26 protein-coding genes and 3 pseudogenes are annotated in these 22662 nt (G+C 59.3%); 13 read left to right on the top strand and 16 right to left on the bottom strand.

The genetic code is table 11. The annotated features are described in order from the left end of the window. Positions 1-580: 580 nt before the first annotated feature. The 4 genes and pseudogenes from AB7535_RS26515 to AB7535_RS26500 all read right to left on the bottom strand — a co-directional run bounded on the left by AB7535_RS26515 (position 581) and on the right by AB7535_RS26500 (position 2210). Positions 581-904 (bottom strand): hypothetical protein, encoded by a 324-nt coding sequence (locus tag AB7535_RS26515; protein WP_354112613.1) that lies wholly within the window; start codon positions 902-904, stop codon positions 581-583. A 118-nt stretch (positions 905-1022) separates the two neighbouring features. After that, a complete protein-coding gene (locus tag AB7535_RS26510; RefSeq protein WP_354112656.1) occupies positions 1023-1304 on the bottom strand; it encodes a hypothetical protein in 282 nt (93 codons plus the stop codon). Between the two features lie 60 nt (positions 1305-1364). Next, a pseudogene (locus tag AB7535_RS26505) lies at positions 1365-1538 on the bottom strand (HEAT repeat domain-containing protein); the annotation flags it as partial. Between the two features lie 411 nt (positions 1539-1949). Further along, on the bottom strand, positions 1950-2210 hold the full coding sequence (locus tag AB7535_RS26500; protein ID WP_354112614.1) for a hypothetical protein: 261 nt from the start codon (positions 2208-2210) through the stop codon (positions 1950-1952). Between the two features lie 290 nt (positions 2211-2500). Between AB7535_RS26500 and AB7535_RS26495 the strand changes: the two genes are divergently transcribed. Then, on the top strand, positions 2501-2920 hold the full coding sequence (locus AB7535_RS26495) for a CopG family transcriptional regulator (RefSeq protein ID WP_135217238.1): 420 nt from the start codon (positions 2501-2503) through the stop codon (positions 2918-2920). Between the two features lie 5 nt (positions 2921-2925). After that, positions 2926-4101 carry an extracellular catalytic domain type 1 short-chain-length polyhydroxyalkanoate depolymerase gene (locus AB7535_RS26490; RefSeq protein WP_439037167.1) on the top strand — a complete coding sequence of 392 codons (1176 nt, stop codon included), beginning with the start codon at positions 2926-2928 and terminating at the stop codon, positions 4099-4101. 14 nt (positions 4102-4115) lie between these two features. Here the strand turns inward: AB7535_RS26490 and AB7535_RS26485 are convergent, their stop codons facing one another. The 3 genes from AB7535_RS26485 to AB7535_RS26475 all read right to left on the bottom strand — a co-directional run bounded on the left by AB7535_RS26485 (position 4116) and on the right by AB7535_RS26475 (position 6625). Then, positions 4116-5207 carry a sensor histidine kinase gene (locus AB7535_RS26485; RefSeq protein ID WP_439035773.1) on the bottom strand — a complete coding sequence of 364 codons (1092 nt, stop codon included), beginning with the start codon at positions 5205-5207 and terminating at the stop codon, positions 4116-4118. A 29-nt stretch (positions 5208-5236) separates the two neighbouring features. After that, positions 5237-6028 carry an alpha/beta fold hydrolase gene (locus tag AB7535_RS26480; RefSeq protein WP_439037166.1) on the bottom strand — a complete coding sequence of 264 codons (792 nt, stop codon included), beginning with the start codon at positions 6026-6028 and terminating at the stop codon, positions 5237-5239. 369 nt (positions 6029-6397) lie between these two features. Beyond that, positions 6398-6625, bottom strand: coding sequence for a hypothetical protein (locus AB7535_RS26475; protein WP_041959901.1), 228 nt, complete (start codon positions 6623-6625; stop codon positions 6398-6400). Positions 6626-7069: 444 nt separating this feature from the next. Between AB7535_RS26475 and AB7535_RS26470 the strand changes: the two genes are divergently transcribed. Together AB7535_RS26470 and AB7535_RS26465 are read left to right on the top strand one after the other, a co-directional pair. Beyond that, complete coding sequence (locus tag AB7535_RS26470) at positions 7070-7231, top strand: DUF2934 domain-containing protein (protein ID WP_354112617.1); 162 nt, start codon at positions 7070-7072, stop codon at positions 7229-7231. A 758-nt stretch (positions 7232-7989) separates the two neighbouring features. After that, positions 7990-8574: a phosphatase PAP2 family protein gene (locus AB7535_RS26465; protein WP_041959903.1), complete on the top strand. Its 585-nt coding sequence runs from the start codon at positions 7990-7992 to the stop codon at positions 8572-8574. Positions 8575-9348: 774 nt separating this feature from the next. Here AB7535_RS26465 and AB7535_RS26460 read toward each other — a convergent pair. The 3 genes from AB7535_RS26460 to AB7535_RS26450 all read right to left on the bottom strand — a co-directional run bounded on the left by AB7535_RS26460 (position 9349) and on the right by AB7535_RS26450 (position 11212). Further along, complete coding sequence (locus AB7535_RS26460; protein ID WP_439035448.1) at positions 9349-10212, bottom strand: transglutaminase family protein; 864 nt, start codon at positions 10210-10212, stop codon at positions 9349-9351. 236 nt (positions 10213-10448) lie between these two features. Then, positions 10449-10631 (bottom strand): hypothetical protein, encoded by a 183-nt coding sequence (locus AB7535_RS26455; protein ID WP_439037679.1) that lies wholly within the window; start codon positions 10629-10631, stop codon positions 10449-10451. 92 nt (positions 10632-10723) lie between these two features. Then, positions 10724-11212, bottom strand: coding sequence for a YciE/YciF ferroxidase family protein (locus tag AB7535_RS26450; RefSeq protein ID WP_071915852.1), 489 nt, complete (start codon positions 11210-11212; stop codon positions 10724-10726). Positions 11213-11420: 208 nt separating this feature from the next. On the opposite strand from AB7535_RS26450, the pseudogene AB7535_RS26445 reads away from it, so the two are divergent. Then, positions 11421-11633, top strand: a pseudogene (locus AB7535_RS26445) (DUF2252 family protein); the annotation flags it as partial. Positions 11634-11726: 93 nt separating this feature from the next. Here AB7535_RS26445 and AB7535_RS26440 read toward each other — a convergent pair. The 3 genes from AB7535_RS26440 to AB7535_RS26430 all read right to left on the bottom strand — a co-directional run bounded on the left by AB7535_RS26440 (position 11727) and on the right by AB7535_RS26430 (position 14479). Then, the gene (locus AB7535_RS26440; RefSeq protein ID WP_439034296.1) at positions 11727-11882 is read right to left on the bottom strand and encodes a hypothetical protein; all 156 of its coding nucleotides are present in this window, start codon (positions 11880-11882) and stop codon (positions 11727-11729) included. A 117-nt stretch (positions 11883-11999) separates the two neighbouring features. After that, positions 12000-13271, bottom strand: coding sequence for a hypothetical protein (locus tag AB7535_RS26435; protein WP_354112621.1), 1272 nt, complete (start codon positions 13269-13271; stop codon positions 12000-12002). A 29-nt stretch (positions 13272-13300) separates the two neighbouring features. Beyond that, positions 13301-14479, bottom strand: coding sequence for a zinc-dependent alcohol dehydrogenase (locus AB7535_RS26430; RefSeq protein WP_439034298.1), 1179 nt, complete (start codon positions 14477-14479; stop codon positions 13301-13303). 125 nt (positions 14480-14604) lie between these two features. Between AB7535_RS26430 and AB7535_RS26425 the strand changes: the two are divergent. Both AB7535_RS26425 and AB7535_RS26420 read left to right on the top strand, forming a co-directional pair. Then, a pseudogene (locus tag AB7535_RS26425) lies at positions 14605-15357 on the top strand (SDR family NAD(P)-dependent oxidoreductase). A 202-nt stretch (positions 15358-15559) separates the two neighbouring features. Next, positions 15560-15682, top strand: a complete 123-nt coding sequence (locus tag AB7535_RS26420) for a hypothetical protein (RefSeq protein WP_354112623.1) — start codon at positions 15560-15562, stop codon at positions 15680-15682. Between the two features lie 738 nt (positions 15683-16420). On the opposite strand, the gene AB7535_RS26415 is transcribed toward AB7535_RS26420, so the two are convergent. Further along, positions 16421-16759 carry a hypothetical protein gene (locus tag AB7535_RS26415; RefSeq protein ID WP_439035446.1) on the bottom strand — a complete coding sequence of 113 codons (339 nt, stop codon included), beginning with the start codon at positions 16757-16759 and terminating at the stop codon, positions 16421-16423. A 204-nt stretch (positions 16760-16963) separates the two neighbouring features. On the opposite strand from AB7535_RS26415, the gene AB7535_RS26410 reads away from it, so the two are divergent. Beyond that, complete coding sequence (locus AB7535_RS26410; protein ID WP_085971541.1) at positions 16964-17446, top strand: low affinity iron permease family protein; 483 nt, start codon at positions 16964-16966, stop codon at positions 17444-17446. Then, positions 17443-17973 carry a DUF1003 domain-containing protein gene (locus tag AB7535_RS26405; RefSeq protein ID WP_354112630.1) on the top strand — a complete coding sequence of 177 codons (531 nt, stop codon included), beginning with the start codon at positions 17443-17445 and terminating at the stop codon, positions 17971-17973. The genes AB7535_RS26410 and AB7535_RS26405 overlap by 4 nt, the downstream gene beginning before the upstream one ends. Positions 17974-18880: 907 nt before the next feature. On the opposite strand, the gene AB7535_RS26400 is transcribed toward AB7535_RS26405, so the two are convergent. Next, the gene (locus AB7535_RS26400) at positions 18881-19105 is read right to left on the bottom strand and encodes a hypothetical protein (protein ID WP_259258560.1); all 225 of its coding nucleotides are present in this window, start codon (positions 19103-19105) and stop codon (positions 18881-18883) included. A 115-nt stretch (positions 19106-19220) separates the two neighbouring features. Beyond that, positions 19221-19475, bottom strand: coding sequence for a DUF2934 domain-containing protein (locus AB7535_RS26395; RefSeq protein ID WP_354112632.1), 255 nt, complete (start codon positions 19473-19475; stop codon positions 19221-19223). 567 nt (positions 19476-20042) lie between these two features. Between AB7535_RS26395 and AB7535_RS26390 the strand changes: the two genes are divergently transcribed. The 4 genes from AB7535_RS26390 (at position 20043) to AB7535_RS26375 (ending at position 22055) form a co-directional block, all read left to right on the top strand. Continuing rightward, complete coding sequence (locus tag AB7535_RS26390) at positions 20043-20435, top strand: carbohydrate porin (protein WP_354112633.1); 393 nt, start codon at positions 20043-20045, stop codon at positions 20433-20435. Further along, entirely contained in the window at positions 20390-21106 is a 717-nt protein-coding gene (locus AB7535_RS26385) for an AAA family ATPase (RefSeq protein ID WP_354112634.1), read from the top strand. Before AB7535_RS26390 ends, AB7535_RS26385 begins: the two co-directional genes overlap by 46 nt. Continuing rightward, positions 21103-21285 carry a hypothetical protein gene (locus tag AB7535_RS26380; protein WP_354112635.1) on the top strand — a complete coding sequence of 61 codons (183 nt, stop codon included), beginning with the start codon at positions 21103-21105 and terminating at the stop codon, positions 21283-21285. Before AB7535_RS26385 ends, AB7535_RS26380 begins: the two co-directional genes overlap by 4 nt. A gap of 257 nt (positions 21286-21542) precedes the next feature. After that, positions 21543-22055, top strand: coding sequence for a hypothetical protein (locus AB7535_RS26375; RefSeq protein ID WP_354112636.1), 513 nt, complete (start codon positions 21543-21545; stop codon positions 22053-22055). Positions 22056-22662 lie beyond the last annotated feature (607 nt).

The raw sequence follows: 22662 nt of genomic DNA, 5'->3' as shown, positions 1-22662 counted from the left end.
CTGGCGTCGCTCCGGTTGCGGGTGCACACTGGGTCGATCACCGCACCGCACCGCACCGTGCTTTGATCAGTGATGAGAACGCCGGTTGCGCTCCCTCCCAATTCACGCAGGGAAAGGAGAGTGCCATGAGACGACACCCACAATCCCACATTAGCGACAACTTGAATGCGGAACGAGCACGCATCATAGCGGAGCTGGAAAATACGCAGCCAGAACCGCAGCGTGATCTTCTAGAACGCAGACTGCGCCAGCTCGAAACCGAGTCCAACATAGACGAATGGCTGACGTCGTCGGGTCTGCAGCCCCCTGAGCTATAAGGCCGTCTCAGGTCGACCGACCGCGTAGGGAGCAGATGCAAGAGTATCGCGCAAATATCATGGGCCTCGACGGGCATATCGAGCTTCGCATGGTTCTAATATGCAAGGACGAAACCGAAGCCAAGAAGCGCGCCAGATGCTTGGCAGACGGCTACGACGTAGAACTATGGTTTGAAGATCGAAAGATCGCGGAATTTAAGAGCGAGTAGACCAGTCTCAGCTGGCAGCCTGCTCGCCATCCCGCTACCGCACGGGAGCGTCCGTCACTCGCGGAGATTTTTGGCAAACTCGAAGCCCGGCGGATAGCCGTGTTCCTTTGCGGTTTGCGGACCCAATCCATATTTGGAGACGAATACAAGAACGCTTTTGCCGCTATGTTCTCTGGTCTTGCCAGCGAGCACAATGTGCTGTTTTACCCGGCTTTTGATGATGCGTTTGTTGACAATGCTCAGCTCAAGGCGCTGGACGGTCTGCACCCCAACGCGGCTGGAAACGAAGCAGTCGTCACGCGCATGTTGCCAACCGTCGAGGCCCTGATCGGCCGAGCACGTCGCAGAGACCGTTGAACCTGCAATCTCGGCGGACAACGGTATCGCCAATGCCGCGATGAAAATCCAACGGCCCACTTCGGCTAGTGGCCCATCAGCGAAGTGGCGACATCTTTCATTGAGGTCCGCTTGGTGGGGTAGAGCGGACTGACTTTGCTCACTCTGAGTTCTTCGCATTTTGACCCGTTGCCGACTTAGCGAGACTGTCAGCACCTGTTGTACCAAGCCTCGGCTTGGTCCGCCTGTAGATCGGACCTCCCGGCACATACCATCCGGCTTTCTTGCGAACGGTTGAATTTTCATCATCTTGCTGGGCAGCGGAGATTGCCGCAGCGGCAAGAGCATTGGTGTGAACGAATTGTCCGACCACTTCTATCGCCATTGCGCGGACGTGCGCATCGGGGTCGCGCGCAAGCAATCTCATTGCCTTGGGAAGCACTTCACCTTCCTCGGGCTTGCAGGCCCCTTCCTTACACCGGTCGCATGCTAGCGTGTGCAAAGCAGAGCACCTGACGCGCTCATCGGCATCGTTCAGCATACCCATCAGATCGGCGAGAGTGTCGGGCGATAGATATCGGTCGAGAAACCTGCAGCAATGCAAGCGAACATCAGCATTGTCATGCCGCAGCCCAGCGCGCACTGCAGGAACCGCTTGCGTCCCAATATTGAGCAACGCCCGATAGGCGTCTGGCGCCCTGTATGGGAATGCAAGCTCTTCGATGATCTTGTGAGTTCTGCCAACATGTCAGCGACCCGTTGGGTTGTTGCGCGTTGCCCATTTTAGAACGCCACCGCGTTTCTCGCCATATAGCCATTTCCGCTGATGGCCCTTAGCGGACCTGCGCGACGACCCCGGTTGATGTCCGCCTTTGACCCGTTTGCGACATCGCAGCCAGCCCTGACGGTGTCCATTCTTCTGGTCTCGCCCTATGGTTCGCACGTCGGCGTTGAGATCTAACGTGACGACCGCGTTGCAGGCTCCATGCTCACAAAGCTGAAGACCTACCGGATCTCGCTGGGCTTCTATAATCTGGCGATCTCGGCGCGGCGAACCCGGCGCGTGCGCCCACTTGCGCGCTCAGTGTTAGGGCGTGCATTCCGGGCAAGTGTCGCCAATTGATCCGAGCACGTCGCCGATCTCCGTGACGGCCTCCTCCAGTGAGACACCAGGCGGCGGATCCAGGCGGGCGATGTCAAAGACGCGTTCTCGGGCATGAGGATCGGCACGATCCTGCGCCCAGCCGTGCGCCTCGCATTCGCGGATTGCGCCGGCCTCTTGCAATACGGCGAGCGCCCAGCCTCGTAGCGTTCGGATCGCCGGGTGTCTCTGTTTCGTCGTCAGCATCTCGTCGCTCCTGCCCGGACGAATTCCTCCGCCCCTCGGTCGTTCCGGCCGGTTAGCGCGGGACAGGGATTCAGAATTGGCAGGGCGGACGACCGTCCACCTGTTCCACCCGACTGTGCATAAGCGCAGGCAATCAGCCTTCCTTGGCGGTCAGCTTCGTCGCGCCATGTTCTTTGCGGATCGGGAGATCACTTCGGACATAATTTCTCCAAAAGTTCCATCACGTACCCCTCTTGTAAGGGGCGGCGCTCCATCCATATACCATCCATACAGATGGCGAATGGATGGCGATGCCCTGGAATATTCAAGAATTGAGGCCCAAGCCTCCGGAAACCGAAAAGATCACCATCAATCTCGGCTTCGTCGATCTGGGCCACGTCGATCTGATGGTGAAGGACGGGTTCTATTCGAACCGCACGGATTTCATCCGGACGGCGATCCGCAATCAGCTCGAGCGTCACGCCGACGTGGTCAAGCAATCTACCGCCCGTAAAGGCTTGGATCTCGGCCTCCGGAATTACACGCGCGCGGATCTCGAAGCGGCGCAGCGAGCCGGCGAGATGCTGCACATCAATGTGCTTGGCCTTGCCAGCATCGCGCAGGACGTCACGGCCGAACTCGCCCGCTCAACTATCGGCTCGGTTTCCGTGCTCGGAGCCCTCCATGCCACCCCCGCGGTCAAGGCCGCTCTCGCCGACAGAACAAGGTGAACACGATGTTGAATCACGACACGCTGCGCGAAGCCACGCGGTTGACGCGAGCGGGGCAACTGACCGAAGCCACGGCGCTGCTGCAGCGCATGTTCAAAGGCGAGCATGCGCCCGCTGCGGCATCGCTCGTCCCGCAGCTCGTCGGCCTTCCAGACGGCGTTCCGCCCACCATTGACCTCAAGTCTAGCCGCCTCGGCTGGGCCGACCTCAAAGCTCCGGCTACCACGGCACGTTTGCACCGGCCGCTGTTCGATCGGGCCAAGGACGGCACCTGGCTGGGTCTGCGGGGTGCCAAGCACGCGCCTGCTTCGATCACCGACATCGCGCCGGAAGGAACGAAGTTTATCGATGGCAACTACAGCAACGAGGCCGGAAGCCGGAGCTACAAGCTGTTCATCCCCTGCGGCTACCAACGAGGTCAACCGCACCCGCTGGTCGTCATGCTGCATGGCTGCACTCAGTCGCCGGACGATTTCGCAGCCGGCACCAGAATGAACTTCATCGCAGAAGAACAGAACTGCCTGGTGGTCTATCCGGCACAGCATGGCGGCGCTAATCCGTCCAAGTGCTGGAACTGGTTTCGCGCGACTGACCAGCGCCGCGACGAAGGCGAGCCCTCGCTGATCGCCGGCATCACTCGCCAAGTCATGCGTGACTACTTAATCGATCCAAAGCGCGTCTTCGTCGCCGGCCTCTCGGCTGGAGGCGCCGCTGCAGCAATCATGGGAGCCACCTATAGCGATCTATATGCTGCGGTCGGGATCCATTCCGGCCTCCCTTGCGGAGCCGCTACCGATATGCCCTCGGCGTTCACCGCCATGCGGCAAGGGGGCAAAGGCGCTCGTCCTGCGGCGACCGGCCCGATGATCCCGACCATTGTTTTTCACGGCGATCGCGACACCACCGTGCATCCAGGCAATGGCGCCCAGGTCGTCGAACAGACTATCGGAGCGACCAAGACGCAGAAGAAAGTGCATCGCGGGCAAATTCCGGGAGGGCATGGATATACCCGAACGACCCACGTCGACGGCCAGCGGGAGATTTTGGAGCACTGGAACATCCACGGCGCCGGCCACGCTTGGTCCGGAGGGAGCCCCGCCGGATCCTATACGGACGCAGAGGGGCCGGATGCCACGAAGGAAATGCTGCGATTCTTTCTGGAGCGTCCGCACGCCGGATGAATCTTGAAGCGGAGCTACTCCGACGGCATCGTGAATGTGAAGCGCGTCTCCTTCGGCGACGACGAGACGGTCAAAGAGCCGTCGTGCGCCTTCGCGATCTGAGAAGCGATATATAGCCCCAATCCGAGTCCTTGCCTGCTTGCGCGGGCCTCGGAACGAAAGAACGGCTCGAACAGCTTCTCCATCGCCGCTTCCGGTATAGGCTGGCCGGCGTTGGCGACCCAGAGCTCGAAAGAACCGCCGTGCGTTTCGGCGTGAACGACGATCGGCTGGTCAGAGGTGCCATGCGTCAAGGCGTTGCCTAGAAGGTTGGAGAGTAGCTGACCAACACGCGTCCGGTCGCAATCAACCGGCCGGTCGATCGCGAAGTCCGCAAGGATTTCCCTCCCGGGCGATCCCATACGCAGTTCGTCTACGACCTGCTCGAGTTCAGGTTGAAGTGGCTTTCGGGTGTCGCGCCGCAGGGTGATGCCACCGCCCAGCCTGCCACGCGCGAAGTCCAGCACGTTGTCGATCATCGCGCTCATCCGGATGACGGTCGACTGCAGCATCGCGGTGACCCGGTGCTCCTGCTCGCTCTGTACCGTCCGATCGAGGATACGGGCGCCGGCGCTAATCGAGGCGAGCGGATTGCGCAGATCGTGACCGAGAACGGCGATGAATTGTTCGCGAAACCGCGACGTCTCATTTTCCAGCCGCAGCACCTCCTGCGTGGCCTTTTCCGCCGTCACGGCCAGATCCTTGGCCGACAGAAGCTCCGTTTCGTACCGGCGCCGGTCGGTCGCCTTAATCAGCGCGATGCGGATGCCCAGCGCGTTCCCGTTCGGATCGCGGCGCTCATTGGCGTTCGCGATGATCTGCAGCGGATCGCCCGCGGCCGTAAGCATGTCGATCGCGAACTCGTTGAAGAAACCCTGCATCCGGAGTAGGGGCGCGATATGGGTTTCGAAATAGATACGCCCGGGAAAGGTGAGGAAATCACTGAAGCGCTTCCCGAGCATCGCGTCCGCGTCGTGACCGGTCCATGCGAGGAACGTCCGGTTCACGTGCTCGATGCGCGTGTCGGCGCGCAGCGTGATGTAGCCGCACGGCGCATTTTCGATCATGTCGTCGAAGTCGAGACCGGCGACGCTCACTAGACGAACGTTCTCATGGCGTCGACCACCTCTTTAGGGGCGCTGAGATTCGGACAGTGTCCGGTCGCGTCGAGGACGATCATCCGGCTGCCCGGGATGTTGCGGTGGACGAACTCGCCGACCTCAAGGGACGCGATGATGTCCTCCTTGCACTGGAGGATCAGCGTTGGAACGGCGACGCCGTCCAGGTCCTTGCGGTTGTCGGAGGTGAAAGTGACTCGGGCGAACGCCTTGGCGATCTCCGGATCGGTTCGGCAGAAGCTGTTCGTCAGTTCTTCGCCGAGTTCGGGCCGGTCGGGATTGCCCATGATCGCGGGCGCCATCTGGGTCGACCAGCCCATGTGGTTGGACTCGAGGAACTGCAGCAATTCCTCGATCTGCGAGGCACTGAAGCCGCCGACGTATTCGTCATCGTCGATGTACCGGGCAGAGGGGCCGACTAGGACCAGCTTGCCGAACATGCCGGGAGCCTTCTGAGCGGCAAGTACGCCGATCATGCTGCTGACGGAGTGGCCGACGAAGATTGCATCCTCCAGTTCGAGTTCGCGCCCGATTTCGACAAGGTCGTCGGCATACCCCGATAGGCTGGAGTATTTAGTCTTATCGTAGGCGGCGAGATCCGACCCGCCTGCGCCGACCTGATCGAACGTTACCGTCTGGAAGTCGTTCTCGAACGCCGGAGCCACGAACCGCCACATGTTTTGGTCGCAGCCGAACCCGTGACCGAACACGATAGCCCGGTCCCCGGCTCCTCGAACATTCACGTTGTTCCGCTCGATTACGCCTGACATCGAATACCTCAGAAATTACGGCGCGATGCCGCATCTGCACCTTACCCGGGATCAGGTCGAGCTTGCGAGTCCTTAGCGCGGAACCCTGTCATTTATCGCTGTTCGACGGACCAGTTCGATCCGACTGACGCTGGCCAGGTCTCCTTGCCGTCGTTGAGTGCATCTACAAACCGAGTTGTGGCCCTACCGGCTGTCATCCTGGCGGCCGAGGTATGACCTTTGAAAAGTCTGGCTGTTCGAGCCCCTCGGCCTGCTGACATTCGCACGGCATTCCGGCGCCGCATTGACAGCCCTTCTCATTCCAAGCTTGGAAAGGGTGGTTCTCGCACACCCAGCCCAGCCCAAAGCAGATCTGGCAGTCGGGATCTATCAGGTGACTAACTCCAACGAACAGTCGGCACACAATCTCTTGTAATCGCTGATGGCTGTGTTCGAGAGCATCAAGACACGGTGTTCACCACGCCTAACCATTGCTTCCACCGACTCCAGCAGCACCTTGCTCGCAACCTCGGGATCACCGAGGTTGCCCGTCCGCTCCAGGTAATCCCAGGCGATCTGGATCGAGTTTTCCATGATAACGGGCAGGGGCTCACTCATGCGAGGAAACGACCCTAATAAGCTTGGCGAGTTCCTTGCGTCTCCGTGCTCTCCGATTCGTGGTGCCCGCACCGGCAATTTAGGCAGCCGCACCTATGGTGGCTCTGCGCCACGACGGCGGCCGACGCCGAATGAGGGCGTTCTTCCGAAGAACAGCGGCCGAAGTCGTCTGCGACCAAATAGACGGTCTCGTCACCGTTCGGGGCGATCGACGTAAGCCGTCGAGACTGACGCATAAGCAACTCACACGACGGAACCGGGATTCAATTTGTCGACGTCCGATTTGTCGCTGTTACAGTGCGTACGCAGTTGGAGCGCAACACAGAGTCGGCAAAACAGCGCGACGGCCTGAACAAGAGGCTTCTTTGGTTCACAGGCAGCTTTATGGGGGATGACCGGATTAGTAACCCCTCCGATTGCCCCTAGTTGGGCTGGAGAAGGCCCATGAATAGGCGAATCGATGAAGCCGTTGCGGCCCGCGCCTACGAGTTGTGGGAGCAGGCAGGCAAGCCGGAGGGCCGAGAAGAAGACTTTTGGCGCTTGGCCGAACAGGAATTGCTCAAAGAGGATCAAGGCTCACCTCGACGCACACCGGATACGCTTTAGGCGAGGAGCTACCCGTCATACCCGCGCTTCCCGGCTATCATCTGTCCTGCGTGACGCTTAGGTAATTTGGCGGGCGGTCTTTCGAAGACACAAGGCAGAACCGGCAACGGACTGGCCGCAGACGGATCGCGTCATCCCCATCGGGAAGCCAAAGGGTTTGGAACGCTTTCCGTACAGATCTTTTGATTTAGTCGCGGTTCAAGCGCTTGTTCGGAGGGTTGCGGCACCCTGATAGAGAGAAGATCGAGTTAATGGCTTCCGTCAAAGCGGAATTGGATAGATACTTTGAATTGCTCCGGCGACGGGTGCCTACGAAGGTGTCGGCCTTCATTCTGTGGCTACGAGAACCATCCTCGTTTTGGGTCCGTGTCGTTGTCGCCGGGTTGCTCATCCTAGGAGGCGTCTTCAGCTTTCTGCCTATCTTCGGCCTCTGGATGCTGCCTCTAGGCCTTCTTCTTATCGCACAGGACATCCCTATTCTACAGAAGCCTCTTCTCATGGCTTTGAGGTGGATCGAGGCCAAGTGGGAGCAGCTGAGAGCGCTCTTTAAGAAGAAACCATCAGGCTGATGGACATGATCCGGCACGCTCACTCTATCCGGAGCGTCACCCGATAAGCGGGCGCCAAACAACTGCACGTCCTGCGTATCGGTGCCGCACAAGTCACCTTGCCGCGCGGTGAAACACCTCGCGATGACACACAATGAACTTGGAACCTGCACCGGAGTTAACGATGGCAGATCGCAGAGTGACGAGGTGATGGCAGCAGTCAGGGTCAAACCCACGAAGCCCGACGTGGTGATCGCGCGGACCGTGTCGCGCAACACCAATCATCGTACCGAGATGGTCTCGCGCGGGCTGACTTGGGGCGCCGACGAGAAAATCCTTCTGGCGCTCGCGACCGTCGGCTGGTTTGCGACGCGTGGTAGGTCGGAGCAGCTGCAGCGGGCGGGCAATCATGCGCTGCTCGTTACGGTCGTGGTCTCGCTGATGCCTCATGGTATGAAGTCGGTATTCGATCAGACCCGCCCGGACCGCAAGACTGTGCTGGGTCACATGCACGGGGTCTCATTTTCCGGAAAGCGCGATGACGCGTTTCCCTCGGGACACGCCCTCCATATGGGCGCGCTGGCATCCGCCGCCGGCACTTTAACGCCTCTCCCGCGGAGAATGATTCGAGCCTTAGCGATCGCCCTTTCCCTGACGCGGATAGTAGTGCTGGCGCACTGGGCTAGCGACGTGGTCGCGGGCTTCGCGCTGGGTGCCATCATAGAGCGGCTGCTGCGCTTGTGGACCGGCTATCCGCTTTGGACATCGGAGAAGAGCGACCGTGTCCATTTTTGAGAACGTCAAGGAATACATGCAGCGCGCGACCGGCCTGCGCCGTCCAGGCAGGAAGGAAGCTCCGGAACTCGCTTGTGCCCGAAAGCCTCACACGGTCCGCTTCAAGGATGACGGCTCGTACCCAATCACTTGCGATGGCCGTTCATCATCTACCGTGGCGCCATCGATTCTGGCGACGGGCACGACCCGGCGGCCGTGATGGAGGATCTCTTCGAGGCCAACAGCTGGGGCGACACTTGGCGCGACGGTATCTACAGCTACGTGCATTATCACTCCCGAATTCATGAGGTGCTTGGCATCGCCCGCGGCAGGGCCGGGTACGCTTCGGCGGCAACAAGGGCCGGATATTCACGCTGAAGGCTGGCGACGTCGCGATCCTGCACGCCGGTACCGGCCATCAATGCCTGTTCGCCGAACAGGACTTCCTTGTCGTCGGCGCCTATCCACCGGGACTTACGACGAATGCACGAAGGTCGAGGATCGGCCGCGCGCGCCGAAGGGCTCTCGACCCGCGGAGATCGATCTGAAATGCCGGAGGATGTCGCGCCTACATCCTAGTCCCGGATGGCCTAGTTAGCAGCTTGTCGATCTCCCCTTGAAGAGGCCAAGGAGCGGGCCGAAAGGCTAGTGGACGGCCACGACGTACCGCCTGCAGGATTTGCGATCTCAAAGCCGAAGAGTAAGGCGCTGCCATTTACTCTGCCGATACTGGACTCGGGGACGACCCTTGCCGTGCACTCGACGTATCGATCGGTGGAATAATCCGGAGATGCGTTAGGCGGTGACCGAGACAGTCACGCCCATGCTCAGGAAGCTATCGCTTGGGCCAAAGAAGCTTCCTGATACTGGTATGCACTGGCTGATATCGCGGGCAACTGCGACGGGGATCAGATTTCGACCACCGACGCTGCGGTTCGTCGGGTCGAAGGTGACCCAGCCCGCACCTGGTAGGAACACCTCGGCCCAAGCATGGGTCGAGCCAGCATCGCCCGAACCTAGGAGCTGATGGCTCGGGTCGTGGAGGTAGCCGGAGACGAGCCGCGCGCCGAAGCCGAGCTTTCGTGCGGATTCGGCGAACAAGACTGCAAAGTCGCGGCACGATCCCCGCCCGCGGTCGAGTGACTCCTCGGGAGATTGCGTGCCCTCGATTTCACGGCTCTGGTACCGAACGCGCTGGGCGACTCCGGCGTTCAGGTCTTTGAGCAGTGAAAGCGTATCGGTTGGGTTGCTACGTATAAACCCTCTCGTCCAGTTTTGCAGTCGCCCGCCCGGATCAGGGTATTGGGCAATAGTTAATGCGCCGAGGTCGGTCCATTCTTCGTCGGAGTAGCGGAACGGGTATGAAATGGCCGAGGCAGCGATATCGAACACCGGCCAATCGACTGCATCGAGAAGAATATCGGCTTCGCTGCCAATAACGAGCGTCGGGGCTGTGTCTGCAAAGTTGATCAGGGCGACAGTGTTGCCAAACACATCCTGGGCCCACTTGGTCACAGCGTCCGGCGTGATCGTCAAGATGTGTGACATCAGCCGCAATTCGCGGCTTTCGCGAGGGCGTAGCATTAGGCGGTGTGGAGAGAGATGTACTGCCTCTCTAAAACGATAGGTGGTCGTATGGCGGATTCGTATCGCCGTCATCTCGGCCTCCGTTTGTCAGGCCCATGGATTCTACAGCGGCCTCGCGACCTGAGATCCCGTATCTTGCAGCAGAAAACGATGGCCGCGAGCGTGGCGCTAATCACGTTCGCGCCGACGATCATCCAATCGAATAACACCGTAGACGATCCAAAAACCCGAGACCGAGGGTCAGCGCCCAGAGCATGAAGAGCGAGAGATCCTCCGTGGACCCGCGTGGCCACGCCTCATACGGCCAACTAGACCAACTCGGCGTTAGGCGCGGCCTTTGTAGGCTGCGTGCTACTCACCGGGGTCAGAGCCGGAAAGCTGTCTTTCAAGCCTCTCTCAAGTTCATCGTCTTGCTTCTTATCACTGCGCATTTCCTGCTTGGAATCGGCGGCGTGTTTGTCAGTCGGCGCCGGATTGAACTTTTCACTCATGTGATTGTCTTTCTAAATCGAAACGAAACGCTGCATTGAGAGCCGGGAAGGGCCGTCCGGAGGGCGGCGCTTCCCGATCCTTACAGGGTGGTTCAGGCTGCTTCCGCGTTGACTGCCGTCTCAGCAAGCTTTGTCAGCGCATCGTCGGTCTTCTTCTCTTCGGCCAACGTCTGATCCAACAACTTGACCGCATCCTTCATACCAAGCTTCGTGGCCCAGCTCTTAAGCGTCCCGTACCTGGATATCTCATAGTGCTCGACCGCCTGAGCGGCAGCCAAGAGCCCGGCATCAAGTGCCGGCTCACCCTTGTACTCGTCCATGATCTCGGTGCCCTCATCGAGAATGCCTTCGATCGCGTCACACTTCTTTCCGCGCGCCGGCTTTTCGAGAAGCTCGAAGATCTGTTCGAGGCGACCGATTTGACCTTCGGTCTCATCGTGATGTTTTTCAAATGCCGCCCGAAGTTGATCGGAATTGGCGGCCTTCGCCATCTTCGGCAAAGCCTTATAGATCTGTTTTTCGGCGTAGTAGATATCCTTGAGGGTATCGAGGAAAAGCGCATTTAGATCTTTGTCGGCCATCGGAACGCTCCATAAGTAAAAGGATTGATGCACGGCAACATGAGGTTGAGGCGATTGTTCCTAGCCAAAAGCAGCCCGGCCGAGTCTGGCTGCAGCGAGCCGCTCTACGTCGCAAGAATGAAAAGCCAACGATACCATTGGGTTCAAAATTCTGGCCACTTGCGCCGGAAGAGACCAGCGATGTCAAAGGCTTTTCCCGAAAGCCGCGTTGCACCACCTGGCCGTATCACTGCGATCACGCGATGACGACGCCGATGTTGAATTCATTGACGCGGAGTACTGGATGAAAGGCTGCAGTTCGCTCGGAAAGCTGCGTCTCGCGGGTCTCTGCAGCTTCGGTAACGGCAGAAAGAGGGACTTGGCATTGATGGACGTGAAAGATGCTGTCAAGCTGGCGGCCCCCCCGGTATGTGACGAGAAGATGCCGAAGACAATTCGGAGCCGGTTGTCGAAGGCGCTACACACCTCTCGCCCATGCTCGGCAAACGGCGGCGCAATTCGGAGAGAACTAGGATCAGGCGGACGACGAATTCTTGAGGTTGCGCGCCTTCTCACGCAAATCGTCGATGCGATCATGTGCGCCCTGACGTGTGAGAAGCTCGCCCGACTTGTCCAGGATATCGGCCTCACGGCAGAGCTTCGTGATCTCGCCGCGCTGTTCGTCAGTCATGGGTCGTGATGGGCATTCAAGGTCATGCTGTATTATGTCCCCGTGGCCTTCCCGTGGAGGCGATTCCAGGATTGAAAGGCCAGTATAACGAGCCTGACCTTGACTGAGCTCTGACGCTCAGGATCGGGAAACTGAAGCAAGCCACCAGTCGCCGATCGCTCGCGTCAGATCGATCCAGAGGCTCGAGGGGAGATCAGGCACGGCGATGCGGACGCTGTAACGGTCGGTCGTCAGGTCGTGAAACCATTCGGTCGCGGCAAAATCAAAGCCGAAACTCCCAGCGTGACGGATTGGAAAGCCGACTTCGCTTAGCTCCTCGCTCATGGCTGCGGCCGCCTGCCGGGCTGCCGCTTCGTCGAGAGGTTCGCGAGATCCCAACGTGACGTATAGTCCGTGAACGGGCTGCAACTGCGACGGCACGCCTCGCAGCCTCAAGGCGAAATGCCGGGAGGAGAAACGACCGTTACGAAGGATCGAGGCCATACGCCTCCTCGTCAGGCGACGGTAAGCGGATGTGCCTACGAATGGCGGAAAGTGCGCGGGTAAGGCTGCGTTGCCCAGGAGCCTTATGGCGTTGCGCGTTTCCGCCATAAGCTCTTCGAGGCATGAGGAAGGAATCCGCTGTGTCGCGAAATCGCTGCGGATCAACGTAATGGAACCTAGCCGCCCGTACTCCGCACCCAACGAATCCAACTTATTGTGACTCCGGACCAGGATCAGCGGAACGCCCCGGCGCCTCGACCACCTGATTACCTGCTCAATACGTCCCGAACTTCCGGTGAAACATGTTGTGTCGAAGATGATGAGGTCGAAATGCAGCTTTCCGCAATTGACGACGTCGCCGAAATCGCGAGACGCGATGCATGAATCCAGCAACAGGACTCTGCGAGAGGTACTGTCCGTCGAGAAACTCTGGATCGACCCGATTACCAGGTGCAGTTGCTGCGCATAGCCGTCGATCAGTTCTAATGTTTCCCCGTAAGAGCCTGGCAGCGCAACGACCTCGCCACCTTTCATCGACTTGGAGAGTGCGAGGAGTAGCGAAGCAATCGCCCCCATTCCCGAAGCCGTGTAGATCGTTTGTCGAGCGTGCCGCTCATCGAGCGCATAGAATGACGGTCCTTCTACGGCCAGGTCAGCGCGTTGATAGTCGTATTGAAACTTAAAGGGCCCGCTGGATGGACGCGCGCTGCCCGCCCATGCGGTCTCGGTGGCGTTCCACTCCTGCGTCTCATGCGCGGCTCTGAGAGCTGCGGTCAGCTGAAATTTACGACGAATGACTTCGGCGACCGAATCAGGACGATCCAGTGATAGCGGTGCAGCCAGGCAGCTGTTCAGAAGCTTCAGTTCTTCCAGCTTGCGATCGAAATACGCGTCTGTGCTCTCCATCCTAATCCTGCTCGGATAGCCGACAGTCGTCAGGCTCCGAAAGGCTTCATCACAACTTTGATGCAACCGTCCTTCTTGTCCCGGAAGGTCTTGTAGAGTTCCGGCCCCTCCTCGAGTGTTGCCCGATGGGTGATGACGAAGGATGGATCGATTTCGCCTTTCTGGATGCGCTCCATAAGCTTCGGCATGTAATGCTGGACGGGGGTCTGGGCCATCCGGAAGGTGAGGCCGCGATTGATGGCGCTGCCCATAGGAATCTTGTCCAGATACCCGCCATAGACGCCGACGATCGAAACCGTGCCGAAATTTCGGCAGCACTCGATCGCCTGTCGAAGAACGTGCGGCCTGTCCGTTCCCATGAAGGTCGCGACCTTGATCCGGTCGATCACAGAGCCAATGCTGGCAGTGGTTTCAGGCTCGGTGCCGACGGCGTCGATGCAGGCATCCGCGCCGCGCCCGCCGGTCAACTCCTGGATGCGATCGTAGATGTCGTCGTTCTGGAAATCGAGTGTGATTGCACCCGATTGTCTGGCGAGTGCCAACCGTTCAGGAACGGTATCGATCGCCAGCACGCGCTCCGCCCCCAACAAAAAGGCGCTCTTGATAGCGAACTGCCCGACAGGACCGCATCCCCAGACAGCCACTGTTTCGCCGCCCTTTATGTTGCAGAACTCGGCGGCCATGTAGCCGGTCGGAAAGATGTCCGACAGGAACAGCACCTGTTCATCGGTGAGACCTTCCGGGACCTTGTAAGGACCGACATCGGCGTAGGGCACGCGCAGGTACTCCGCCTGACCGCCGGCAAAACCACCGAGCATATGCGAATAACCGAACAAACCGGCCGGAGAATGCCCCCACATCTTCTCGGCCATCTTGGCGTTGGGGTTGGACCGCTCGCATCCGGAGTAGAAGCCGTTCTTGCAGAAGAAGCATTCACCGCAGGAGATCGTGAAGGGCACCACGACGCGGTCGCCGACGTTGAGCTTGGTATTGTCTTTGCCGACGTCGACGACCTCGCCCATCGTCTCGTGGCCCACCACGTCGCCTTTTTCCATGCTCGGCATGACGCCGTCGAGCAGATGCAGGTCCGAACCGCAGATCGCGCAGGCAGTCACCTTGATGATGGCGTCACGTCCATGCTCGATCTTGGGATCCGGCACGGTCTCGCACCGGATGTCGCCTTTGCCGTGCCAAGTGAGAGCTTTCATGTAGGGAACCCCAAGCGAATGATGACGGCTAAGCTTAATTGCGTCTCGAAGTTCCTATCGCGTTAGGAACGGCGGCTGCCTAGCGCGATTAAGGAGGCGACCTGGGAGACAAACGGAGAGCCGAGATGGTCAGGCAATTTGCAATCGTGCCCGGCGCATCTACAGGGATCGGTTACGAGTATATGCGCGCGCGAAGGGTTTGACCTTCTAGTTGCCGCAGACGAAGTGGAGATCGAAAAGGCGGCCGCCGACCTGCGACGTGAGCCTGGCGCGGAGGTCGTCGAGGCGCGCCACCTCGACCTCGCCAAGCAGGAAGACATCGACAAGCTCCACGCGGCCATCAGGGGCCGTCCGATCGACGTGCTCACGGCGCCGGGCGCGGACTTGGGCATCCGTTTCTCGATCAGGGCCTCGCCCGCATTCGTGATGTCATCGACACGAATGTAACTGGGACGACTTGTCTGCTGCATCAGCTCGGAAACGACATGCGCAGGCGCAATCAGGGGCGCATTTTGATCGCGGGCTCGATTGCCGGCTTTACGCCCGGCAGCTTTCAGGCGGTGTACAACGCGTCGAAGGCCTATCTGAATTCACTGTCGTTTGCGCTTCGCAAGGAGCTTCGCGATTCCGAAATCAGCGTGACCTGCCTCATGCAGGGCGCGACCGAGACCGAGTTTTTCAAGCGCGCCGACATGCTCGACACCAAGGTGGGCTCAGAGGACAAAGACGATCCTGCCATGGTCGCGCGCCAGGGCTTCGTCGCCATGGTGAAAGGCGAGGGCGATGTTGTCCAGTCTGCAGTGGCAAATGTGACGCCCGCGGAGATGCTCGCAAAACAGCATCGTAAAATGGCGGAACCCGGCTCCGCCAAGCATTAGCCGGCAAACAGGAGGAAATGTCATGCTTACGAAATCAATGCTGGTTGGCGCCGTCTTGGCTGTCAGCTCAACTATCGCTTTCGGCGGCCCTTGCAATACAGCTAACCGCGATGCCGGCTCTGGACCCGTCACGACGGGCCAAGCGAGTACGAGCACGGGCACCCCCTCGCCAAGCGCCAAGGAGCATCCGCCAACTTCTGCCATGAACAAGTCGAGCGAGAACACCGCAACCTCGTCGCAGGACGCCCAGCGCCAGATGCAAAGCCAGCCGACGGCAGCTGAACAGTCGAAGACGACCACCGGCGCCCGCGACAACGATTGCTAGGCGGAAAAACTCCCAGGCCGAGCGCGAGAGGTTGGTGGTGGCCCTGCTTTCTCGTGCTCGACGTCTAGTAGAGGAAAGCCAGGGGATCCATATATTCTGCCGTCGCCGTATCGGCGCATAGGATCGTAGGGTTACACAGCGGTTGTCTTTCCTCGGCGTGGAGGGCGAGGAGTTCATTGATGGATGAAGCGGTGAAACGGACGGAACAACCAGTCGTGGGCCGACCGGCGCACGACTACGTGCGCGTTCGCGGTGCTCGCTGGTTCAGCTCAAGAGCTAGTTGCCAAAGGTACAGCGAGCACGCCGTGCGGCGCAGTACTTAGGATGTCGACCGACTATCAGCTATAGTCAATCGGGCCTCAGATTGGCGGCAATCGCCGTCCAAAAATGGTGATGACGGACATTGCTGGTTGAAATCCGAAGGGCCGCTGTCTCTGAGCAGCGGCCCTTGTTCATTACTAAAGCGCCCGGAGTAGTCGGTATAGTAAAGGTCGTGAACTGCTTTGCTGCACCATTACGCCTCGCATTCCACCGTGGAAGCAATCGCGGCGCCGCTGCCACTGCCTGAGGATGTTCCGAAGGCCGAGGACGCACTGGCCAGGCCGTACACTAGTTTGGTGGGTGGAGAGTGTTCGGTCAGGGACGCTGCCGAACACTCGCTCTAGGCGATCCGCCTACCGCTTGTATTGGTTCACCTGCCGCACGATCCAGCGGCGGGTGTGGCCTAGCTGTGGAATCTCAACAGGTCGTCCTTCGGGAGGCCGAGGCGCTCTGACGTGATTGCCGATCCAATGGCGATGGCGAGAGCGACAGCAGTATGACTAAAGCTGCTCGATTCGGACTCTGCTTTGCACCGCCCGAAGGATTGCCGAGCACCTCGCCAATATAGGTGACGGCAAACTTGATGCCGTTCTTGTCGAGGGGATTTGGCAGAAGGCCGAGGGTCGATTCCTGCACCGTGCTCTCGCCGGTATCGGGATCGGATGGCTTCAGATCGTCGGTCTTCTTGTCTTCCTGCGCGAAGGCGCTCTCTACAAGGCGCGCAACGAGCGTCAGTGCCAGCAGCCAAGCGCGCATCGTTCGACCTACCCCTCGGCCCGCATGTTGCAGTGTTCGGCGGGCCGCCACAAATCCTTTCGGCACCGCCGACCATCCTCGTGAGTTACAAAGTGTACACAGCCCGCAACCACCCTTTCTCAGATGCTCGTTTCGTAAGTGGAACCTTCGAGTTCCGCTCCCGTTATCTCGCGCAGGTTTTCGGAAGATCAGATGGGATTGATGATGTCGGCGGCGACCGAAAAACGCAGTGACAAAGGCTCCAGCGGTTCGGCGCGCGAGCGCGCCGGAAAGCTCTTTGGCGACATCGCCAACCGCACATCCCAGGCCGCCGGCCGCGCACTGACCTTCATGATTGCCGCCGCCGTTGTGATCATTTGGGCGATCACTGGCCCGATCTTCCATTACTCCGACACGTGGCAATTGGTGATCAATACCGGCACTACGATCGTGACGTTCCTGATGGTCTTCCTGATCCAGAATTCCCAGAACCGCGATAGCGCGGCAATCCAGGTGAAGCTGGACGAGCTCGTCAGGGTGAGTGCCGTGCACAATTCGTTCGTCGGGATCGAGCACCTGACCGACGATGAGCTCGACGAAATACGCTCGAAATGCGAGGTCCGGGCCAAGGCCGAAAAAGCCGGAGAGCAGACGGTGGAGAGTGCCAGGAAGAAGGCGCGTCGCGCCGCAGACCTCGTCACCGAATGAACGGTGAAGCCGATCATGACCGCGGTATCCGACACAGCGCGGTTTCGAGGAATATTGACTGCGTTGCCGAGCTGGAAAAGGAAGAGGAACGAAAACTATCGAGGTTTCACAGGGCTTCTCACATGGTCGGATGGTTCGTCGGGACCATTCATTTCGTGTTGCTTCAACTCCTTCTCGTCGTCGCATGGGTCGTTTGGAATACCTACGGGTCCGCTCGCTTCGATCCTTACCCGTTCAATTTCCTGTCGGCGGTCCTCGCGCTCGAAGCCGTGCTTTTGACGTCCTTCGTTCTGATCCGCCAGAACGCCATGGATCAACGCTCCGAGCAGCGTAATCACCTCGATCTTCAGATCAACCTCCTGGCGGAGAAAGAGGCGACCAGCATTCTCCATAAGTTGGATGCCATCGCTACGAAGTTCGGCGTGGAATTACCACAGGATCTCGAGGCCACAGAGCTTGCGAAGGATACCCAGGTGGAAAGCATTGCGCGCGATATACGCTCCAAGAACGACAAGACGTCCTTCTAACCTTTGGGTGAGGTGAAAGTCAGCTCTCTGGAGCTAGAAAGCTGAACGTGATGCCACCTCCGCGCAGCCAAAAAAGCAGCAAGGAAATCTAGGCACTGGGGGATCTGCCAATCAGGGGCACTCCAGGCGCTCTAATCCGCAATTGGATCGGCAGCCGGGAGCATTGGGGGCTGGAAAGCGAGCCGTGCCACGTTCGCCCTCTAACTGCAATCTCGAGCTTTGCTGAGCCGGCATTTTACGGAATTCCATTTCGGTACGGGATGTTTTATTGAAACAATCGGGGCGCGGACAAATTATCCGCTAGTCAGCAAAGCCTTAGGCCGGCGCGCCGCCGCGCTCCGGGGATTTCTCCGGGGGGCGCGCGCGAACTTCGCTTCCTCGCGCCGGGCTATTTTGAGTAATCGCTTTGCCTCCACCCGGAGCGCCTCCGCACGGCGAACAAGCCGATCAGCGGCCGCGCGCAGCTCCTTGATGCGAAACTTGCGGATCTCGCTAGACGTCTCTGTGAGCTTGCCCGACAGATCGCCAGAAACCGGCCGCCGACGCCTTATTTCGCCAGGGAGGTCGTCTGACCGCGGGGTGGGGGTGTTTGAACGCATGGGCAAAGCTCCCAGCGGGTTTCTGTCGCGGTGCTGATCGCAGTTGGCGTGCTCGGGCTGTTGGCTGTCGTCATGGAGGCCCAACAGCACGAGCCGGGAGTCGAATAGGGGCGCCCAGGTTAGACCGGACTTCAGCTGGCGCGGGCCTGACCCGGCCGCCCCACTAGCCTGCTCAGAGCGCCCTCCTCTGCTCGCCTCGCATGTATCGTCCTCGGCGCGAGTTGGGTAAAGGCTCCCCTTAGGACAATAAGCATTCTGAAACTGCGTACTTATGACCACAGCTTAGAGCGTAAGGATCAGCCAGACCATTAGACCTGCCGTAGCGGCTTGAGCATGCTGGGAATGAGAATGATGGACCTGGTCATGGCTTCCCAATCACCGGCACCGTTGAACGTTCCGGAATGGGTTGTGGGTGACTGCTTGCGTTCACCTGGATTAATGCGGGTGCTCTCGATTTCCTTCATCATGCCGGTGCCTAGTCGGTTTCCACCGCGCGCCTGCAACAGGGCGAGTGTTTTTGAGAACCTGAGCATGTTCCTCCAAGAGGATGCGAAGACCGCGGTCATTGATGGCGAAAGCGCAGCGCCCAGAATGGACGCCAGTGCAACTCAGATCGATCGTCGCCTGTCACACCACTCAACGCTCGGTCTACTCGCCCCGCGCGCTGATTTCCCTTTCCGCCTCAAGCCAAAAATCAAAGTCCTTCCCAGCGGGGCGCCCAGCCTGCTCCCACAGCTCATAGGCGCGCGCCGTGATCTGGCGCCGCTGGGAAGATGGGAATAGCTTCTGCCTCAGCTGATCTGCGAAACGTCTAAGCCTGCTCGCGGTGCTCTCGTCAGCGGTGCAGGCCGCTACGCGGGTAGCCAGTGCGATCTGGTGCTCCAGTTTTTTCCGGTCGTCCATGGTCGCCGCCTCCTTCCTCCTCTCGAGGGAGACGACTCCGGGGCCGCGCAATGGTTTCGAACGCAATCGCCCCGGGCCTAAATTGCGAGGGCTGCCGATCCCGCGTGATATCGTGCGTTCACTTCTGCACACAACATGCCTGGCAAGCCGCTGAAGACCTCGTCCTGGACTTGCGTCGGAAGATCAGGCAAGTCCTAAAGCACTTCCAGCATTAGGAGTTCCCGTGTCGCGGCCAAGGAGGGCATACCGGCAAGCGGCGCTTTCAATGTCGGTCGCTTTGCTCCTTGCAGCCAACGCCATGGCGCAGGAGGACAAGAAGACCGACGACGACAAGCCCGCCGATCCCGACACGGGCGAGAGCACGGTGGAGGAGAAAACGCTCGGTCTTCTACCCAATCCGCTGCAGAGGTACGGCGTGAAATTCGCGGCGACCTACATCGGCGAGGTACTCGGCAACGCTTCCGGAGGATTAAAGCAAGGCACGATCTACGAAGGCCGCCTGAACCTTGCCGTCGATGTCGATCTGCAGAAGCTTGTCGGGATCACAAGCTCACCTTTCATGCCAACATGTTCCAAATCCATGGCGACGGGCTGTCGCGCAGTAATCTGCAAAATTTGTTCGTCGTCAGCGGAATTGAGGCTCTGCCATCGACGCGGCTGTACGAAGCCTATTTCGAGAAGCAGTGGGGCGCGAAGAAGGTCTCGCTCAAATTGGGTCAGTTCGCCGCCGACAGCGAATTCTTCAACACCAAGTACACGGATGTGCTCACCAACGCCTCGATGGGCTGGCCGGCCATCACGTCGCTCGACCTGCCCAGCGGCGGACCGTCGCCGCCTTTGGCCGCCCTGGGAGCCAGGCTGCTCGTCAACGTGACGGACCAGCTTTCCGTGCTTGGCGGAATCTTCGACGGTGCATGTCCCAGCCGTTCGGAAGCATTGAAGTCGAGAAAGGGACCGTGATTCACGCGGCCGGCGAAAACCCGACCGACGTTCAGGCGCGGTGGCTCGGCGTGACTCAAGAGATGGGAATCGACCCGGATACCATGGACGTGCATTTCATCAACGGTGTGGTGAAGATTTCGGAGAACGTCGCGAACATCGAAGCCGAGGTGGCAACGAAGAAACTGCAACCCACCCTGGTCATCGTCGACACGGTCGCCGCGTATTTCGAGGGCGACGACGACAACGACAACGTCCAAATGGGCAACTATGCGCGATTGCTGCGGTCCATGACGAACCTGCCTGGCGGGCCGTGCGTGCTCGCCCTGGCGCATCCGACAAAGCGCGCGGCCGATGACGACCTGATCCCAAAGGGCGGCGGGGCGTTTCTAAATGAGGTTGACGGCAACGTTGCCTTGCGTCGGAACGGCCAAGTGATCGCCTTCGAAGCCCTCGGCAAGTTCCGCGGCCCGTCGTTCGAGCCGGTCCATTTCGAATTAGTGACCGTACAGCACCCTAAGCTCAGGGACACCAAGGGGCGCGCCATCCCGACCGTCGTTGCGCGGCCGGTCTCGGATTTCGGCATTGTGGAGCGTGAGCGGGCGAACGAGCGTGACGAGGACACGTTGCTGCGCGCTATCGATCAGCACCCCGCAAAAGCCGCCGCGACGTGGCGAAGCTGCTCGGAATGAGCGACAGCCGCGTGTACCGGATCGCGCGGAAGCTGGAGCAGCAAAAGCTGATCCGCGCGGAGCGTAATGGCTGGACATTGACCGGTGCCGGCGAGCGGGAGCTTAACGCCATGGATTCGCGTGGTTCAGGGGTGAACCAACCACCGCTGCCGCCAGCGCGATTTCCAGGTGCAAATTGAGCGAACCAAGGGGGGAACCAAAACCGAACCAACAGAGGCTAAAACCCCTTAGATATCAAGCTGGTTCACCTGAACCACTCCGTGAACCACGGACGATACGATGGGGGGCATTTATGCCCATCATCGTCTGGTTCGGTTCAGTCATATCCCTATAGGTGAACCAGTGAACCAACGAACGTTTGTCAATGTGCAACTGAACTGGAGTGCAAGGTCACTCGTAGTGCTATATAGACGGCTCTACCGAATGGGGAATGGTGATGGCAGGGCCGAATTCCTCTACTCAGCAGACCGCTCCAGTAACCGCTGGCGATATTGAGCTCGCAAAGCTCAAGGTCGAACAGACGAAGGCTAGATGGACAGGTCTATCAGTTATCGTGCCGCTACTCAGCGCGATTGTTACAGTTGGAGTGGGGGTTTATACGAACTACCAAACAAATAAAGCCAGTTTTCAGCTTGAGGTCGCTAAGTCAATTATGCAGGCGCCCGGTCCTGAAGAGGCAACTAACCGGGCAAAATTCTTTGCTGCGATTTTTCCCGGACGGCTTCCCGCGAATTTCTTGGCGACCGATGTCGATGCCAAGAAGCTGGGGATCGGTGACTCCGAAGGGGACGACAAGAGATATTTTCTCAAAACTATGATCGAGAAAGATATTGATCTTCGCACGCTGGTGGCGTCGTGGAAGGCACTGTTTCCTAAGGACAACGATTTCCTTAACCGTCCCGAGGTCGCAGAAGTATTGTCGCAGATCCCTTCAAAGCCGGGGAAGTGACGAGACTGATGTAACCGTGCCCATTGCGCCCACTACGCCCAGCGGTACGGCGTCGTCGGTGGACGGTTGTGCTCAACGCAAGCCGAAGAATGACAGAATGATGCCAATTACGACGACAAGTCCGACCAAGTAGATAATACCGTTCATGGCGTTGTCTCCCTGTGTTGTGAGAGTTCAAATCGAAACGTTGCCTATTGTTCCCACGGCGAGCGCGAGCATCAATCCGCGCCACATTTCCCGCGCTGTCGCGGCGCTCGGACGGCGCTATAGCGGATTGCATGTCTTCTCGCGCCCAGTGTGCAAACCAAGGAGGAGAGGGCTCAAGGCTAGCGAGCCCAACGAGCAGATGCAGCGCGATGCGGACAAAGGGATCAAGACCCGCAACTCCGGAGCGTCCGGTTACGTGGCGATCAAGAGAAGCCGGGCGCTTCTGCGCATTCTCCCGGCCAACCGGGAAGGGAGCAGACCACCGGTTCGGGTAGCCAGACCGGGACACCGAAATAGAGGCGTTCTCATGAGGCCGCCCACTGAGTGGCCTTTATCCACAGCGCCCTCCAACGGCTTCTCCTTCCACTGCGCTCGAGCTTCCCACTCGATGCGCGCCTTG

The organism is Bradyrhizobium sp. 956_D2_N1_4 (genome assembly GCF_052076025.1).
Taxonomy (GTDB): domain Bacteria; phylum Pseudomonadota; class Alphaproteobacteria; order Rhizobiales; family Xanthobacteraceae; genus Bradyrhizobium; species Bradyrhizobium barranii.
The sequence above is the reverse complement of the archived record's forward strand: the minus strand, read 5'-3'. Positions and strand labels throughout refer to the sequence as shown.